This window comes from Staphylococcus ratti, from assembly GCF_020883535.1.
Classification (GTDB): domain Bacteria; phylum Bacillota; class Bacilli; order Staphylococcales; family Staphylococcaceae; genus Staphylococcus; species Staphylococcus ratti.
This window is the reverse complement of sequence record NZ_CP086654.1, coordinates 1,595,461-1,613,395: the sequence shown is the minus strand read 5'-3', so window position 1 is coordinate 1,613,395 and position 17,935 is coordinate 1,595,461. Positions and strand designations below refer to the sequence as shown.

19 protein-coding genes are annotated in these 17,935 nt (G+C 35.7%); 16 read left to right on the top strand and 3 right to left on the bottom strand.

What is annotated here, in order from left to right:
- The first annotated feature begins 117 nt into the window (after positions 1-117).
- Complete coding sequence (locus LN051_RS07745; protein ID WP_229291970.1) at positions 118-387, top strand: hypothetical protein; 270 nt, start codon at positions 118-120, stop codon at positions 385-387.
- Positions 388-440: 53 nt separating this feature from the next.
- Here the strand turns inward: LN051_RS07745 and def are convergent, their stop codons facing one another.
- Positions 441-992: a peptide deformylase gene (def, locus tag LN051_RS07740; RefSeq protein WP_229291969.1), complete on the bottom strand. Its 552-nt coding sequence runs from the start codon at positions 990-992 to the stop codon at positions 441-443.
- A 124-nt stretch (positions 993-1,116) separates the two neighbouring features.
- Between def and LN051_RS07735 the strand changes: the two genes are divergently transcribed.
- From LN051_RS07735 to LN051_RS07675, 13 genes are all read left to right on the top strand, one after another.
- Positions 1,117-1,746 carry a YkyA family protein gene (locus LN051_RS07735; RefSeq protein ID WP_229291968.1) on the top strand — a complete coding sequence of 210 codons (630 nt, stop codon included), beginning with the start codon at positions 1,117-1,119 and terminating at the stop codon, positions 1,744-1,746.
- Between the two features lie 160 nt (positions 1,747-1,906).
- The gene (gene pdhA / locus LN051_RS07730; protein ID WP_229291967.1) at positions 1,907-3,019 is read left to right on the top strand and encodes a pyruvate dehydrogenase (acetyl-transferring) E1 component subunit alpha; all 1,113 of its coding nucleotides are present in this window, start codon (positions 1,907-1,909) and stop codon (positions 3,017-3,019) included.
- 3 nt (positions 3,020-3,022) lie between these two features.
- Positions 3,023-4,000, top strand: a complete 978-nt coding sequence (locus LN051_RS07725) for an alpha-ketoacid dehydrogenase subunit beta (RefSeq protein ID WP_229291966.1) — start codon at positions 3,023-3,025, stop codon at positions 3,998-4,000.
- 196 nt (positions 4,001-4,196) lie between these two features.
- On the top strand, positions 4,197-5,492 hold the full coding sequence (locus LN051_RS07720; RefSeq protein WP_229291965.1) for a dihydrolipoamide acetyltransferase family protein: 1,296 nt from the start codon (positions 4,197-4,199) through the stop codon (positions 5,490-5,492).
- Positions 5,493-5,495: 3 nt separating this feature from the next.
- Entirely contained in the window at positions 5,496-6,902 is a 1,407-nt protein-coding gene (gene lpdA, locus LN051_RS07715; protein WP_229291964.1) for a dihydrolipoyl dehydrogenase, read from the top strand.
- A 96-nt stretch (positions 6,903-6,998) separates the two neighbouring features.
- On the top strand, positions 6,999-7,271 hold the full coding sequence (locus tag LN051_RS07710; RefSeq protein WP_229291963.1) for a UPF0223 family protein: 273 nt from the start codon (positions 6,999-7,001) through the stop codon (positions 7,269-7,271).
- Between the two features lie 101 nt (positions 7,272-7,372).
- A complete protein-coding gene (locus LN051_RS07705; RefSeq protein ID WP_229291962.1) occupies positions 7,373-7,912 on the top strand; it encodes a helix-turn-helix domain-containing protein in 540 nt (179 codons plus the stop codon).
- Positions 7,913-7,923: 11 nt separating this feature from the next.
- Positions 7,924-9,024, top strand: a complete 1,101-nt coding sequence (locus tag LN051_RS07700) for an ABC transporter ATP-binding protein (protein WP_229291961.1) — start codon at positions 7,924-7,926, stop codon at positions 9,022-9,024.
- Positions 9,011-9,814, top strand: a complete 804-nt coding sequence (locus LN051_RS07695; protein ID WP_229291960.1) for an ABC transporter permease — start codon at positions 9,011-9,013, stop codon at positions 9,812-9,814. The genes LN051_RS07700 and LN051_RS07695 overlap by 14 nt, the downstream gene beginning before the upstream one ends.
- Positions 9,814-10,626, top strand: coding sequence for an ABC transporter permease (locus LN051_RS07690; protein ID WP_229291959.1), 813 nt, complete (start codon positions 9,814-9,816; stop codon positions 10,624-10,626). Before LN051_RS07695 ends, LN051_RS07690 begins: the two co-directional genes overlap by 1 nt.
- A complete protein-coding gene (locus tag LN051_RS07685) occupies positions 10,623-11,693 on the top strand; it encodes an ABC transporter substrate-binding protein (protein WP_229291958.1) in 1,071 nt (356 codons plus the stop codon). Before LN051_RS07690 ends, LN051_RS07685 begins: the two co-directional genes overlap by 4 nt.
- A gap of 63 nt (positions 11,694-11,756) precedes the next feature.
- The gene (gene auxB, locus LN051_RS07680; protein WP_229291957.1) at positions 11,757-12,830 is read left to right on the top strand and encodes a lipoteichoic acid stability factor AuxB; all 1,074 of its coding nucleotides are present in this window, start codon (positions 11,757-11,759) and stop codon (positions 12,828-12,830) included.
- 178 nt (positions 12,831-13,008) lie between these two features.
- On the top strand, positions 13,009-13,905 hold the full coding sequence (locus LN051_RS07675; RefSeq protein WP_229291954.1) for a DUF4064 domain-containing protein: 897 nt from the start codon (positions 13,009-13,011) through the stop codon (positions 13,903-13,905).
- Positions 13,906-13,957: 52 nt separating this feature from the next.
- On the opposite strand, the gene LN051_RS07670 is transcribed toward LN051_RS07675, so the two are convergent.
- On the bottom strand, positions 13,958-14,569 hold the full coding sequence (locus tag LN051_RS07670; RefSeq protein WP_229291953.1) for a YktB family protein: 612 nt from the start codon (positions 14,567-14,569) through the stop codon (positions 13,958-13,960).
- A 114-nt stretch (positions 14,570-14,683) separates the two neighbouring features.
- Between LN051_RS07670 and LN051_RS07665 the strand changes: the two genes are divergently transcribed.
- On the top strand, positions 14,684-15,496 hold the full coding sequence (locus tag LN051_RS07665; protein ID WP_229291952.1) for an inositol monophosphatase family protein: 813 nt from the start codon (positions 14,684-14,686) through the stop codon (positions 15,494-15,496).
- 80 nt (positions 15,497-15,576) lie between these two features.
- Here LN051_RS07665 and LN051_RS07660 read toward each other — a convergent pair whose 3' ends face one another.
- Entirely contained in the window at positions 15,577-15,768 is a 192-nt protein-coding gene (locus tag LN051_RS07660; RefSeq protein WP_229293646.1) for a DUF5325 family protein, read from the bottom strand.
- 91 nt (positions 15,769-15,859) lie between these two features.
- On the opposite strand from LN051_RS07660, the gene typA reads away from it, so the two are divergent.
- Positions 15,860-17,707, top strand: coding sequence for a translational GTPase TypA (typA, locus tag LN051_RS07655; protein WP_229291951.1), 1,848 nt, complete (start codon positions 15,860-15,862; stop codon positions 17,705-17,707).
- The last annotated feature ends 228 nt before the right edge of the window (positions 17,708-17,935 follow it).

Genomic DNA, 17,935 nt, shown 5'->3' with positions numbered 1-17,935 from the left:
AGTTGTTATTTATTTTACCTTATGTCTTCAGATAAATAAAGCAGTTTGTGATAAACTATCCGTATCGAGATAATGAATCAATATGTAAGCGTATTTTAATGGAAATAGGTGAGGACGATGAAAAGTAGTAAACGTATTATTGAAGAAGTAAAAAGGGAAAGTCAGCGGGAAGATAAGGCGCTTGATGGCATTAACTTTGAAATAAGGGAAAATGAAGTGACGATGTTTTTTGAATATAATGAACCGAGCCCTAAAGAGAAAAATCATCATTACGTTAGGCATGATCATGACCCAGAGTTTTTAGATGTCGAGACATTCGAAAAAGTAAAAACTGAACTAGCGTCCTTGAATATACCTTATTCAGAACGACGAGATGAATTTATATAAAAGAGAAACCACCTAAAAAAGTGCGATTAGATCGCCTTTCTAGGTGGTTTTAATTAAACTTCAATTGCATTTTCATGAGGTTGAAGTGGATTTTTACCATCGATGTGATCATAGAACATCACACCGTTTAAATGATCGAGCTCGTGTTGGAAAACAATAGCAGCATAACCTTTTAAACGTAAGGTAAATTCTTTGCCTTCCAAATCGTAAGCTTTAACTTTAATTCTATAATGACGATGAACATATCCTGGGATATTTTCATCCACACTTAAGCAACCTTCGCCAGTCGGTAAATAACCTTCTTGAACACTGTGACTGATGATCTTAGGATTAATCACTATCATGTCATAAGATTTGCCATGACCATCATCAGGAAGATAAATGGCAAATGCACGTTTTGGTACGTTGATTTGCGGTGCAGCTAAACCTACGCCACTACGTAATTTATATTTTTCCGACATTTCGGGATCTTGACTATGATATAAAAATGTTTGCATAGCTAAAAAGGTTTCTTTTTCTTCGGCAGATAAAGGGAATTTTACTTCTTCTGCTCGTTGACGGAGTGTTGGATGTCCATCGCGAATGATATCTTTCATAGTTAGCATATTTGACACCTTCCTTATCTATTTAATATATCAGATAAGCGGCTCAGAGTCATAATAATATTGTTTGATTTATACAATTGTTTTCATTAATATTACCAATGAAAAGAAGGAGGTATACTCAAAAATGAAATTCAAAAAGTCAATAGGTGTTATTGTAGCCACGAGTATCTTGTTAGTTGGATGTAACAACGATAAAGAACACATTCAAAATTATAATGATGGTTTAGAAAAAATTCAGAAAGCAGAGCAACCGATTACAGAGATAAATGAGAAACTAGGAAAGCTTGAAAAAGAAAAAGAGCGCATCGCTAAAAAAATCGAAAATAAAGATATTCATTCAGTACAAGATAACATCAAAAAAATGTTGAAAAATACTGAGGAGCGTAACAAAGAAATAAAAAAAGAGAAAGATGCGATGGATAAGTCGCAGAAAGAATTTAATAAAATTAAAGGTGACGTCAGCAAAATAGATGATAAAGATAAGAAAAAAGAATTTGATGAATTTAATAAAGCGATGGACACGAAATATCAAAAGCATGAAGATTTTGTTAAAGGGTATCAAAATATCTTGAATAAAGAGAAAGATTTGTTTGAATATTTTACGACTCAATCTATCACACAAGATGAAGTGAATCGTAAGTCTAAAGCAGTTGTAGATGCACAAAAACAAATGAAAGGTAAAGTAGATAAATATTCAGAGGCAGTTAAGAAAGCGAGAAAAGAGAAAAGCGATATTGACCAGTTTACTAAGTAATGAGAATATAACAGTTTTATAAAAATAGTATAACAGTTGCGTTAACTGTAATGTTACCAACTGTTACAGAAGTTGTTCAAAACTGTTTAACAGCTTGTAAGAAATATGTTAAACTATGTAAAGATGAACTATATAAAACGGGAAAGGTATGGTGAATTGAATGGCTGCTAAGTTAAAAGCCCAATTCGATGCTGAACAAGTATTGAAAGATACTGAATCAAAATTTGAAATGGTTCAAATCTTAGATGCAGATGGAAATGTAACTAATGAAGATTTGTTACCAGATTTATCAGATGAGCAATTAGTTGAATTAATGAGAAGAATGGTATGGACACGTATCCTTGACCAACGTTCTATTTCTTTAAATAGACAAGGTCGTTTAGGTTTCTATGCTCCTACTGCTGGACAAGAAGCATCTCAACTAGCTTCACAATATGCTTTAGAAAAAGAAGATTTCATTCTTCCAGGTTACCGTGATGTACCACAATTAATCTGGCACGGATTACCATTAACGAAAGCATTTTTATTCTCACGTGGTCACTTTGTTGGTAACCAGTTCCCAGAAGGTGTGAATGCATTAAGCCCACAAATCATTATCGGTGCTCAATACATTCAAACTGCAGGAGTTGCGTTAGGTCTTAAAAAACGTGGAAAAGAAGCGGTTGCAATTACTTACACTGGAGATGGTGGTTCTTCACAAGGTGATTTCTATGAAGGTATCAACTTTGCATCAGCATATAAAGTACCTGCAATTTTTGTAATCCAAAATAATAACTACGCGATTTCTACACCTCGTGAAAAACAAACTGCAGCGCATACGTTAGCACAAAAAGCAATTGCTGCAGGTATTCCTGGTATTCAAGTAGATGGTATGGACGCATTAGCTGTATACCAAGCAACGAAAGAAGCGCGTGACCGTGCTGTTAGAGGAGAAGGTCCTACGTTAATTGAAACAATGACGTATCGTTATGGCCCTCATACAATGGCTGGTGACGATCCGACGAAATATAGAACTTCTGATGAAGACTCTGAATGGGAGAAAAAAGACCCACTCGTACGTTTCAGAAAGTTCTTAGAAAATAAAGGTTTGTGGTCTGAAGACAAAGAAAATGAAGTCATCGAACAAGCTAAAGATGAAATCAAAGCAGCTATTAAAGAAGCAGACGGTATTGAAAAACAAACTGTTACTTCATTAATGGAAATTATGTACGAAGATATGCCATATAACCTTAAAGAACAATATGAAATTTACAAAGAGAAGGAGTCGAAGTAAGCCATGGCACAAATGACAATGGTTCAAGCGATTAACAATGCGCTAGCAACTGAACTTAAAAATGACGAAAACACTTTGATTTTTGGTGAAGACGTAGGTGTTAATGGCGGTGTATTCCGTGTAACTGAAGGTTTACAAAAAGAATTCGGTGAAGACCGCGTTTTCGACACACCTTTAGCAGAATCTGGTATTGGTGGTTTAGCTTTAGGTTTAAGTACACAAGGCTACCGTCCAATTATGGAAGTTCAATTCTTAGGTTTCGTATTCGAAGTATTTGACTCAATCGCAGGTCAAATTGCACGTCACCGTTTCCGTTCAGGTAACTCTAAAGTTGCGCCTGTAACTGTACGTGCGCCATTTGGTGGCGGTGTGCACACACCAGAATTACACGCAGATAACTTAGAAGGTCTTTTAACACAATCACCAGGTTTAAAAGTAGTAATTCCTTCTGGTCCTTACGATGCAAAAGGATTATTAATCGAAAGTATCCGTAGCAATGATCCAGTAGTGTATTTAGAGCACATGAAATTGTACCGTTCATTCCGTGAAGAAGTACCGGAAGAAGAATATACAATCGAAATTGGTAAAGCGAATGTTAAACGTGAAGGCACAGATTTAACAATTATCACTTACGGTGCAATGGTTCAAGAATCATTAAAAGCTGCTGAAGAACTTGAAAAAGACGGTCATTCAGTAGAAGTGATTGACTTACGTACAGTTCAACCACTTGATATCGAAACAATTGTTAAATCAACTGAGAAAACAGGCCGTGTAGTTGTAGTACAAGAAGCACAAAAACAAGCAGGTGTAGGTGCAAACGTAGTATCTGAATTATCAGAACGCGCAGTACTTTCATTAGAAGCACCTATCGGACGTGTTTCAGCACCAGATACAATTTATCCATTTACACAAGCTGAAAATGTTTGGTTACCAAACAAAAATGACATCTTAGCGAAAGCTAAAGAAACACTTGAATTTTAATAAATTTTAAAGCGTCATAAATATAAATAGGATAAATAAGAAGTGTTAAAGATGGGTATGATAGGAATAACTCAATTGAAGATGGTCATGTAGTTGTGGACGGGGTTGCCTGTTCACAGACATAACATCTTCTCTTTAACATTCTTTCATTTCGTTACAACTTAACAATCAAAATGATTAATTAGGAGGAAACAACGTGGCATTTGAATTTAAATTACCAGATATTGGTGAAGGTATCCACGAAGGTGAAATTGTAAAGTGGTTTGTAAAAGCTGGAGATCAAATCGAAGAAGACGACGTATTATGTGAAGTTCAAAATGATAAATCTGTCGTTGAAATCCCTTCTCCTGTTTCAGGGAAAGTAGAAGAAGTACTTGTAGACGAAGGTACTGTAGCTGTTGTAGGTGACACGATTGTTAAAATTGATGCACCAGACGCTGAAGACATGCAATTCAAAGGCGGTCACGATGACGACAGTTCAAGTGAGAGCAAAGAAGAAGTTAAAGAGGAAGCAAAAGAAGAAGCGCCTCAACAAGCAGCAAGTGAAGATGTAGATGAAAATAAACACGTTAAAGCGATGCCATCTGTTCGTAAATACGCACGCGACAACAATGTAAACATTAAAGCTGTTAATGGTACTGGTAAAAATGGTAGAATTACAAAAGAAGATGTGGATGCATACTTAAATGGTGGCGGCCAAGCTACATCAGCGCAAACAGAAGCATCAGCACCAGCTGACGCAAAAGAAGAAGCTACGTCAACAACATCAGTGGTATCTACTGAAGGCGACTTCCCAGAAACAACTGAGAAAATCCCTGCAATGCGTAAGGCAATTGCTAAAGCAATGGTTAATTCTAAACACACTGCGCCTCACGTAACATTAATGGACGAAATCGATGTTCAAGAATTATGGGATCACCGTAAGAAATTCAAAGAAATCGCAGCTGAACAAGGTACGAAATTAACATTCTTACCATATGTTGTTAAAGCATTAGTGTCAGCACTTAAAAAATACCCAGCACTTAACACTTCTTTCAATGAAGAAGCAGGTGAAGTGGTTCACAAGCATTACTGGAACATCGGTATCGCAGCAGATACTGAAAGAGGTTTATTAGTGCCTGTAGTGAAACATGCAGACCGTAAATCTATCTTCCAAATTTCAGATGAAATCAATGAACTTGCTGTAAAAGCACGTGATGGTAAATTAACTTCAGATGAAATGAAGGGTGCGACATGTACAATTAGTAACATTGGTTCAGCAGGTGGACAATGGTTCACACCAGTAATCAACCATCCTGAAGTAGCAATCTTAGGTATTGGCCGTATTGCTCAAAAACCTATCGTTAAAGATGGTGAAATTGTTGCAGCACCAGTATTGTCATTATCATTAAGTTTTGACCATAGACAAATTGATGGTGCTACAGGTCAAAATGCAATGAACCACATCAAGCGTTTACTTAACAATCCAGAATTATTATTAATGGAGGGGTAAAATATGGTAGTCGGAGATTTTCCAATTGAAACAGATACTATTGTCATCGGTGCAGGACCAGGAGGATACGTTGCAGCAATTCGTGCAGCACAACTTGGTCAAAAAGTAACAATTGTTGAGAAAGGTAATTTAGGCGGCGTTTGTTTAAACGTTGGTTGTATTCCTTCAAAAGCATTGTTAAATGTTTCACACCGCTTTGAACAAGCACAACATGGGGCAGATTTAGGTGTTACTGCTGAAAACGTATCTTTAGATTTCGGTAAAGTTCAAGAATTCAAAGGTTCAGTTGTTAACAAATTAACAAGTGGCGTTGAAGGTTTATTGAAAGGTAACAAAGTAGAAATCGTTAAAGGTGAAGCTTATTTTGTTGATAAAAATAGCTTACGTGTGATGGACGATAAGAGTGCTCAAACATACAACTTTAAAAATGCAATTGTTGCGACAGGATCTCGTCCGATCGAAATCCCTAACTTCAAATTTGGGGGCCGTGTCTTAGATTCTACAGGCGCGTTAAACCTTAAAGAAGTACCGAAAAAATTAGTTGTCGTAGGTGGCGGTTACATCGGTTCTGAATTAGGTACAGCATACGCTAACTTCGGAACTGAAGTGACGATTCTTGAAGGCGCAAAAGATATCTTAGGCGGTTTCGAGAAACAAATGGTTCAACCTGTTAAAAAAGGTATGAAAGCAAAAGGTATGACAATTGAAACAGAAGCTTTAGCAAAATCAGCTGAAGAAACAGATAACGGTGTTAAAGTGACTTACGAAGTTAAAGGCGAAGAAAAAACAATCGAAGCAGACTACGTATTAGTTACGGTTGGTCGTCGTCCAAACACAGATGAACTAGGTCTTGAAGAAGTAGGCGTTAAACTAACAGATCGTGGTTTAATCGATGTTGATAAACAAAGCCGTACTTCAGTAGACAGTATCTATGCAATTGGTGATATCGTTCCGGGATTACCGCTTGCCCACAAAGCAAGCTACGAAGCGAAAATCGCTGCTGAAGCTATTGCAGGACACAACTCAGAAGTAGATTATATCGGTATGCCAGCTGTATGTTTCACTGAGCCTGAACTTGCTCAAGTTGGTTACACTGAAGCACAAGCTAAAGAAGAAGGTATCGAATACAAAGCTTCTAAATTCCCTTATCAAGCAAACGGTCGTGCATTATCATTAGATGATACGACAGGTTTCGTTAAGTTAATTACACTTAAAGAAGATGACACGTTAATTGGTGCTCAAGTTGTAGGTACAAGTGCCTCTGACGTCATTGCTGAATTAGGACTTGCGATTGAAGCAGGTATGAATGCTGAAGACATCGCATTAACTGTTCATGCACATCCAACTTTAGGTGAAATGAGCATGGAAGCTGCTGAAAAAGCAATCGGCTTACCAATCCATACAATGTAATTCGTGAGAATACAATAAAATTGGGGGTGGGACATCGAAATCATTGTGATTTCGTGCCCACTCTCTTTCTTTTAGCTAATTTAAGGGGGAGATAATATGGATTATCAATATCCAATTGATGTGGATTGGACGCAAGATGAAATGGTTCAAGTTATTACTTTTTTTAACGCGATAGAATCTTATTATGAAGCCTCCGTTGACAGTACAACGTTAATGGCGCGTTATAAGGAGTTTAAAAAAATCGTTCCTGGAAAAGCTGACGAAAGAAATATTTTCAATGCATTTAAAGAACAGAGCGGCTACGATAGCTATCGTGTAATGAAACAAGCTAAAGAAAATCCTGAAAAAACGACATTGTCTGACAATTAAAAAACCTATTGTAATTTAAGCTGTAGTTTGGTATTTTTATTGAGCATTAAACTTTATGTTTAGTAAAAGTAAACAAATTGCAGCTTTTTTAGAGGTCAAACATGAATATTGGAAAAAAACTTAAAACTTTAAGACAACTTAAAAATTTAACACAGGAAGAGCTTGGAGAGCGTACAGATTTATCTAAAGGATATATTTCTCAAATTGAAAGTGATAAAACTTCTCCGAGTATGGAAACCTTTTTGAATTTATTAGAAGTGCTTGGTACAACACCAGCAGAATTTTTCGATAAAAAGCAAGTGGATAAAATACATTATCCTAAAGCCGATCAGCTCACTTATGATGAGTATGATAAAGGGTATTTTTTGCAGTGGCCTGTGAAAACATCAAATGAATTTGAAATGGAGCCGCTATTGCTCACGCTACAGCCTCAAGCAGCATATAAATTATTTGAACCTTCGTATTCTGATACGTTCGTTTATTGTATGCATGGATGTGTCACGCTTAAATTAGGCAATGAAAACTATAATGCTTCAAAAGGGGATGCACTATATTTTAAAGCGACCAAACAACACCAGCTTATCAATGAAAAAAATAAAGAAGCGCGTGTGATGATTGTAGCGACGTCATCGTATTTATAGGAGGAAAGACTTTGACAACATTATTATCTTTTCACAATGTAACCAAAAAATATCAAGATAAGACAATACTTAAAGGGATTAATTTAGAAATTGAATCTGGACATTTTTATACACTTTTAGGTCCATCAGGCTGTGGTAAAACAACGATTTTAAAGCTGATTGCCGGATTCACACAAGTGGACGAAGGGCAAATTGTTTATCAAGGAAAAACGATTAACCATCTTCCACCAAATAAAAGACAAGTGAATACCGTGTTCCAAGATTATGCACTCTTTCCTCACTTGAACGTCTATGAAAACGTGGCATTTGGATTAAAAATGAAAAAGATGGATAAAGCACAAATTAAAGAAAAAGTTCACGAAGCGCTAAGACTTGTAAAATTAGAACAATATGTGGAACGTGATATTCAAGCGTTAAGTGGTGGACAAAAGCAGCGAATTGCGATTGCTCGGGCGATTGTTAATGAACCGGAAATTTTATTGCTTGACGAATCTTTATCCGCTTTAGACTTAAAATTACGTACAGAAATGCAATATGAATTAAGAGAATTGCAATCAAGATTAGGAATTACCTTTGTATTTGTTACACATGATCAAGAAGAAGCACTGGCGTTAAGTGATTATATTTTTGTAATGAGAGAAGGTAACATCGAACAATTTGGTACGCCTCTTGATATTTATGACGAACCAGTTAACCGGTATGTGGCCGACTTTATCGGGGAGTCTAATATTGTTGAAGGGCGCATGGTAGAAGATTATATCGTTAATATTTATGGTCAAGATTTTGAATGTGTAGATAAAGATATTCCTTCAGGTAAAAAGGTAGATGTCATTATTCGACCAGAAGACATTTCTTTAATTGATGCGCCTCAAGGGTTATTTAAAGCAACTGTACACTCGACTTTATTTAGAGGTGTACATTATGAAATTACTTGTATCGATGAGCAAGGTTATCAATGGACCATTCAATCTACAAATAATGCTGAAGTGGATGATAAAGTAGGTTTATATTTCAAACCTGAAGCTATTCACATTATGGTGCCAGGTGAAACTGAGGAAGAATTTGATAAGCGTATAGAAGGTTATGGAGACGTCGAAGATGAAAAACATTAGTCGTTGGTTAGCAATACCTTATATTTTATGGATGCTGATTTTTATTATCATTCCAGTCATTCTACTATGTTACTTTTCTTTTGTAGACCAAAATGGCCATTTTTCATTAACAAACTATCAACAATTTTTCACAATGCGCTATATGTACATGTTAGGTGAATCTATTTTTTATGCGGCAATCATTACACTAGTATGTTTAATCATAAGCTATCCTGCAGCTTATTTTATTCGTCAATCTGCGCATGCTGCAACTTGGCTTTTAATAATGATTATTCCAACTTGGATGAATTTACTACTTAAGACATATGCATTTATTGGGATTTTCAGTCAAGATGGAATTATCAACCGTTTCATTAATATGTTGCATTTGCCTTCACAATCGTTGTTATTTACGGCGCCAGCGTTTATCATTGTTTCGGCTTATATTTATATTCCCTTCATGTTATTACCTATTTACAATAGTATGAAGGATATTAATCCTCAATTGTTTTACGCGGCACAAGATTTGGGCGCCAGTACATTTACAACAATACAAAAAGTCTTATTACCGTTATCTAAAGAAGGTATTAAAACAGGTATTCAAATTACATTTATTCCAGCGCTCTCTTTGTTTATGATTACACGCTTAATCGCAGGTAATAAAGTGGTTAATATTGGTACGGCGATAGAAGAACAATTTCTAGTGATACAAAATTACGGAATGGGTTCAACAATCGCCTTGTTCCTTGTTTTATTTATGGCTCTTCTTCTGATCTTAACACGTACAAAACATAAGGGAGGCGCGTCATAATGAAATGGTTTGGTAAAAGTTATTTAATAGGTTTACTTATCATTTTATACTTACCGATTTTTTATTTGATGTTCTATTCTTTTAATAGCGAAGGAAATATGGTTCGTTTTAGTGGTTTTACGTTGGAACATTATGTTGCGCTTTTTAATAATACACGCTTATTAGAAGTGGTTTTTAACACGATTGCAGTGGCATTGATTGCAGCAGCGATTTCGACAATTATCGGGTTATTTGGTGCGTTAATGTTATATCAAATCCGCAATAAGACACTGAAAATATCATTTTTAACGTTAAATAATGTGTTAATGGTTTCTTCTGATGTTGTTATCGGTGCCTCATTTTTAATTATGTTTACAGCATTGGGGCATATAACCGGTTTTGGATTAGGATTTACATCGGTGCTCGTCTCACATATTGCATTTTGTATTCCTATTGTCGTTATTATTATTTTACCTAAATTATATGAAATGAACGCATCAATTTTAGATGCTGGACGTGATTTAGGTGCATCAGATTTCCAAGTTTTTAGCCAAATTGTGATTCCACAATTAATGCCTGGCATCATCGGAGGATTTTTTATGGCATTGACGTATTCTTTAGATGATTTTACAGTGAGTTTCTTTGTTACAGGGAATGGTTTTAGCGTGTTATCTGTTGAAATATATTCAATGGCAAGACGAGGGATTAACATGGAGATTAATGCTATTTCAACATTGTTGTTCATTATTATCATGTTAGGCTTAATCATTTACCAATGGCTCAAGAAACGCAACAAACGTGCGATAGAGCATAAGAGGGGGTTCACCTCATGAAACAATTAATGCAATTGGTGTTTGGCGCACTCACGCTAGGTATACTTTGTTTAGCAATTGGTTATTGGATCAATCATGATGTTGGACAACAAAAGCAAGAAAAACTTTATGTTTACAATTGGGGACAGTACATAGATCCAGAAGTCATCCAACAATTTGAAAAAAAGACTGGCATTAAGGTAGTTTATGAAACGTTTGATTCAAACGAGGCGATGGAAGCAAAAATTCGAAATTTCGGGACGAGTTATGACGTCGCTTTTCCAAGTGATTACACTATAGAAAAGATGCGTAAAGCTCATTTATTAAAGCCTTTGGATAAAAAACAAATTCCGAATGCCAAACATTTAGATAAGCATTTTATGAATCAATCGTTTGATCCTAATAATACCTATTCTATGCCATACTTTTTTGGAACAGTAGGGATTATTTACGACAAAACCAAATACCCTGACATTAAGTTTGATAGTTGGCAAGATTTAAAAAATCCACGTGTTAAAAATGATGTTCTTTTTGTAGATGGTGCGCGTGAAATTATGGGACTATCCTTAAGCAGTTTGGGGTATAGTTTGAATGACACGAACCCAAAACATTTAAAGGAAGCAGAAACAGAGTTGAAATCATTTGCACCTTCTGTTAAAGGTGTCGTAGGTGATGAGATTGCAATGATGTTAGAGCAACATGAAGCTGGGGTTGCTGTTTTGTGGAGTGGCTCGGCAGCGCCTATATTCACTAGCGATGATCGATTTGATTACGTCGTGCCTAAAGAAGGCTCTAATTTATGGTTTGATAATATGGTAATTCCTAAGACATCTCAAAATGTTAAAGGTGCCCATCAATTTATTAATTTCTTACTTGATCCTAAAGTGAATAAACAAAATACGGAATGGGTAGAGTATGGGACACCTAACAAAACAGCAAAAGCGTTATTGCCAAAAGAAATGCGTGAAGATCCACGGATTTATCCAACACCTGAAGTGCAACGTAGACTTGAAGTGTATAAAGATTTAGGACCGGATGTATTAAATGATTACAATGAAAGATTTCTTAACTTTAAGATGGGATTATGATTCTAGTTATTTTTAAAGACTTTAGATATAATTAAGTAACAAAGTTCAATGAGGAGTGAAATTATGGCTTATGAGACTTACCAACAGGTAGTAAGACCAGTGAGTCGCATTGCTGAAAAAATTTTAGGATGGTTAAGTTGGATTGCATTACTTCTAACTACTATCGTAGCGATGTTTTTTGGCTTAGTGCTATTTAGTAATGAAAATTCAATTCAAAATATTGAAAATGGCATTGCTAATAATGAAACGATACAAAATTTTTTAGCTAATAATCAATTAACGGCGACTCAATTTGTCATCACAATGCAAAATGGTGTTTGGGCATTTATTGTATATTTAATCGTATGTCTTTTGATTTCATTCCTAGCGTTAATTTCAATGAAACATCGTATCGTTTCGGGGTTGTTATTTTTCCTTGCTGCCGTTATAACATTGCCGCTATTTGTAATTTTAGTACCTTTATTTTTTCTAATAATCGCTATTATGATGTTTGCGCGTAAGCCTAAAGTAGTTGCTACGCCAAATTATTATAATACGTCTTATAAAGAAAGATACGATAGGGACATTAATGAAGAACGTGGACATTATGTTATTGATGAAAAAGCTTATGAGAGGCCTACGTCACAAGCTCAACAACATGCACGTGAAAATGAAGACACTGCAAGATATGAAAATGTGTCAAATCATATGACGAAAGATACCGATGAAGTATCAGAATCGCCTCAAGTGCTTTCAAGAACGGCAAAATATCATCATAAGCCTGTTAAACGTACTGAGAACACAACAGAGCAATCGACGTTGGATGATGAAGATGATACAGTGGTTTATCAGCCGCGTTCAGAAGCTAAAAAGCAAGATACGGGACACACATTCGATTCACGCTCTAATGCTCATATAAACGATGAATCATTAGAAAATGAACAATTGAATCCAGAAGCTTCTAAACAACAACGTAAAGAAGAACGGGCACAAATGAAAGCACAAAAAAAAGAAGCACGCAAGGCACGTAAAGCGCATGAGAAAGCACAACGTAAATTACGGCCTAGCGCTTCATCGCAACGCCGTCAGAATTATGATTATCGAAAACAAGTTCAAAAAGAACGAACAGTTGAAGAACAAGAGACAGACTCGAAATAATACGATATGAATAAGTGAAAAGTAGCGGAGAGATTCTAATGCTAAGAATTTTTCTGCTACTTTTTTATATGATTTATACAAAAAATAAAAAAATACAACAAAGATTATGGATTTTTATTAAATTATACGTTTATAATTGTGAGATAGGGTAATAAAACGACTAAGGAGGTTATGTATTATGGCAAACAACAATTATACTTATGAAACACGTGACAATCATAATGTAAATTATGATCGTCCGCAGCATGATCATTATCATAATAATAAACCGTTTAAACGTACGGTGGAAAAAGCTTTAACTTGGACTGGTATTGTTTTACATGCTTTATGGGCTATTTTACTAGTTGTATTTGGGGCTCAACTCCCTAATTTGTTGAAAAATCCAGAAGTTCAGCAACAAATGCAACAACAAGGGACTGACCCTTCACAAGTAGCAGCACAAAGTCATAGCGTTATGCCATTAGTATTAATGGTAGGTTTTCCTTTAATCGTCGCTTTAATTGCTGCATTTTTATTTAAAAAACGTATTATCGCAGGTATTTTATTAATTTTAGCAGCATTACTTGGATTCTTCATGAGCGCAAGTTTTATTGCCGCTATTTTATGGTTGGTTGCAGGTATCATGTTATTAGTGCGTAAACCTAAAGGTCATCATACGCATTCAAATCACGAATACGAAGGGTATCGTAGAGACAATGTAGGACATCAAGAGAATAAGTACCAACATACTACTGCAGGTACGTCTTCTAAACATTATGAAAATAAGCATGATGAAAATAAAGCGTTTGATAATAATCGCGTTGATGACCATTATAAAAACAATGTAAACAATCAGCATGATGTGCATCGTACGAATCATACAGACGGTCGTCGTGATGGCGTAAAGACTAATCATCAACCAGAAGGACAACGCTATAGTGATAAAACATCACGTGATGATAACGACACGTCCGTTAATAATCATCTTCATCGTGATGCTCACGATGAACGTCAATCCTTAAAAGATGAAGTAAAAGACAAAGGTACTGACGCTAAAGCGCGTTTCAATGATGTAAAAGACGATTATCGTCGTTAATGCATAATATAAAAGCCACATCCATATTTGAATGGATGTGGCTTTAAATGTATTATTTGTAAAATTTTAAAAGATGTTCAAATGTATCTTCAAGAAAAGCAATAAAAGCTTTATCCGTTTTGAGCTCTGGAGCATTTGGTTTTAATGCACGGGCAATAAAAAATTCTCCTTTTTTAACATTCTTGGCACGTGTAATTCCCTTTTCAACTTCCGCTTTGGACATATGGCTAATTTTAGATTTATCTGGTTTTGTATGGTCTAAAGAAATTTGGAAATCTTCAGGTAACTGTAGCAATGTTTCTAGTTTTTCTTCAAAAATTTTAACATCTTCAGCTTTATTTTTATCTTCATGCATCATACCAAACATGACAAACAAATGATCTTCAAATAGGCCAATTTGGAAGTGGGGTTGCATTTTATAGCCGCGTTGGTTCGTAGCAAAGGCGACCCATGTGTCTTTAGGGGGATTCACCGTTCGACGTGCGTGTTTTGCAACATGTGCATAAAAAGTTTCACCTGTCATTGTTTTCAAATATTCTGTAAAATAGGCGCCAAGTTGATGGAATTGTGGTCGAATGTTTTCGTCCAAAGCAGCCATGCGGGCATCTAAACCATCAATTTGAAATACTTTAAAATCTTTAGGTTTGAAAGTATATTTCGTCATTTTTGTTCCTCCTATGTTGGTGTAAACTTGATTAATTCTAGCATAACTTAGTTTCTAAAACATTCATAATATAATGATTTGTTGTATAATGTAAGACAACTAGGAGTGATGCTTATGCATTTATATGATTTCGCTAAAAACTTAGTGCTAGAAGCAGGGAATAATATTCGTAAATGGATGCACGAAGACCTTGAAATAGTAGCTAAATCGAATCCTAATGATTTAGTTACAAATGTTGATAAAGCAGTAGAAACTTTTATTGTGAATCAAATCGAAGCACAATATCCAAACCATAAGATTATCGGTGAAGAAGGGCATGGCCATCATATCGATTCGACAGAAGGTATCGTATGGGTCATCGATCCTATTGATGGGACTTTAAATTTCATTCATCAACGTCAGAACTTTGCGATATCAGTTGGAATTTTTAAAGATGGAAAGCCTTATGCTGGGTTTGTTTATGATGTGATGCGTGACATTTTATATCATGCAAAATCTTCTCATGGTGCATATAAAAATGAAACGCCTTTACCACTCCTCCCATCAACACAATTAAAAGAAAGTATTGTCGGTTTAAATCCAAATTGGTTAACGAAACCTAAAATGGGGGAGATATTACAGCCAATTATTCAAGAGGCACGTACAGCTAGAGCATATGGCTCAGCTGCTTTAGAAATAGTTTACGTAGCGACAGGTTTGTTAGATGCCTATGTTACCCCTAGGCTTCATCCATGGGATTATGCTGGAGGCTTAATTATTCTACAAGAAGTGGGAGGCAAAGGAACAAACTTTTTAGGGGAACCTTTGTCAATTACTCACCACAGTACAGTTTTAATTGGTAATGCCGCGATTCATGAAGACATCTTCATGCGTCATCTACAACCGAAGGCACAAGAACTTCAAACACTTCAACAACGCTTTAAATAAGAAAGGAGAGCACAGCAAAGTGTTGTGCTCTCCTTTCTTATCACATATCAATTAAAAGGATACGGTTGGAATGATGGATGTTAAAACCAATCATTTTCGCGATATTTCTTTTTTAATGAGAAACCATATCCTAAAGTAGCCATTAATAAAACGAATGTAATACACATCCATAAAATATTCGTTGCAGCAATTGCAAAACTAAACAATACTAAAAATAAGACTGCAACAAGTGCGAGAACGAGAAAAATCGATTTAGACTTTTGCATCTTTATTCCACCTAACTGTGTCGTCATTTCATTTATATGATATAATAAACGAGTTGCAAAAGAAAGTGGTAATTTACTCAGGAAAGGAAATTAATGTATGACAAAATTTAGAGAAGATGTTCGTAATATTGCGATTATCGCTCACGTCGACCATGGTAAAACAACTTTGGTTGATGAATTATTAAAACAATCTGGAATTTTCCGTGAAAATGAACATGTTGCAGAACGTGCAATGGATTCCAATGATCTTGAAAGAGAGCGTGGGATTACAATTTTAGCGAAAAATACAGCAGTCGACTATAAAGGTACGCGCATTAATATTTTAGACACACCAGGACACGCTGACTTTGGTGGTGAAGTAGAACGTATTATGAAAATGGTCGATGGGGTTGTGCTTGTTGTTGATGCATACGAAGGTACGATGCCGCAAACACGTTTTGTACTTAAAAAAGCGTTAGAACAAAACTTAAAGCCTGTCGTAGTTGTCAATAAAATTGATAAACCCTCTGCACGTCCAGAAGGTGTTGTAGATGAAGTATTAGATTTATTTATTGAATTAGACGCAAATGACGAACAATTAGAATTCCCGGTCGTTTATGCTTCTGCTACTAGTGGAACTGCAAGTTTAGATGCAGACAAACAAGATGAAAATATGCAATGTCTATACGAAACGATTATAGAATATGTGCCAGCGCCTGTAGATAACCGAGATGAACCATTACAGTTCCAACCTGCATTGTTAGATTACAATGATTATGTTGGACGAATTGGTATTGGTCGTGTGTTCCGAGGTACGATGCGTGTTGGAGAAAACGTATCATTATTAAAATTAGATGGTAGTGTGAAAAATTTCCGAGTGACGAAAATATTTGGATATTTCGGGCTTAAACGTGAAGAGATTCAAGAAGCATATGCCGGAGATTTAATTGCTGTTTCGGGAATGGAAGACATTAACGTAGGTGAGACGATTACACCTCAAGATCATCAAGATAAACTTCCAGTATTACGCATTGATGAACCGACATTAGAAATGACTTTCAGAGTAAATAATTCACCATTTGCTGGACGCGAAGGGCAATTTGTTACTGCGCGTCAAATTCAAGAACGTTTAGATAACCAATTAGAAACAGACGTTTCATTAAAGGTAACACCAACTGATTCGCCTGATGCTTGGACAGTTGCTGGTCGCGGTGAATTACATTTATCTATTTTAATTGAAAATATGCGTCGAGAAGGTTTTGAATTACAAGTATCTAAACCACAAGTCATTTTAAAAGATATCGATGGCGAACTTCATGAACCATTTGAACGCGTTCAAGCTGAAGTTCCTGAAGAATATGCGGGATCTGTCATCGAATCATTAGGTCAACGTAAAGGTGAAATGGTTGATATGATGACAACAGATAACGGTTTAACACGTTTAATCTTCAATGTGCCTGCTCGAGGATTAATCGGTTATACGACTGAATTCATGTCAATGACACGTGGTTATGGCATTATTAACCATACTTTTGATGAATTCCGTCCACGCATTAAAGGTCGTATTGGTGGACGCCGTAATGGTGTACTTGTGTCTATGGATCAAGGTAGTGCGAGCGAATATGCGATTTTAGGACTTGAAGATCGTGGTGTTATCTTTATGGAGCCAGGTACAGAAGTCTATGAAGGAATGATTGTAGGTCAAAATAATCGTGAAAATGATTTAACAGTTAATATTACTAAAGTAAAACATCAAACGAACGTACGTTCAGCTACAAAAGACCAAACTGAGACAATGAAAAAACCACGTATTCTTACATTAGAGGAAGCTTTAGAATTTATTAATGATGATGAATTAGTAGAAGTGACACCTGAAAATGTACGTTTAAGAAAGAGAATCTTAAACAAAGGTCAACGTGAAAAAGAAGCTAAACGAATTAAACAAATGATGGAAGATAACGAATAAAACGTTGCGTTTAAACTAAATAGAGATTTAAGAAGAGGTCGGAATGATATTATGCTTTTGGATGCCTTTCTGGTAGCCCATGACGTGTATGGAATATATCCGAACCTCTTCTTTTGCATGCTTTACATTTCGTGTTTATTGCGCAATATCATATAGTAAAAAGTTATCATGCATGCCGGGGTTGAATTGATTTTAAGCCACGTTATTTGGTCGGTTTTTATAAATGTA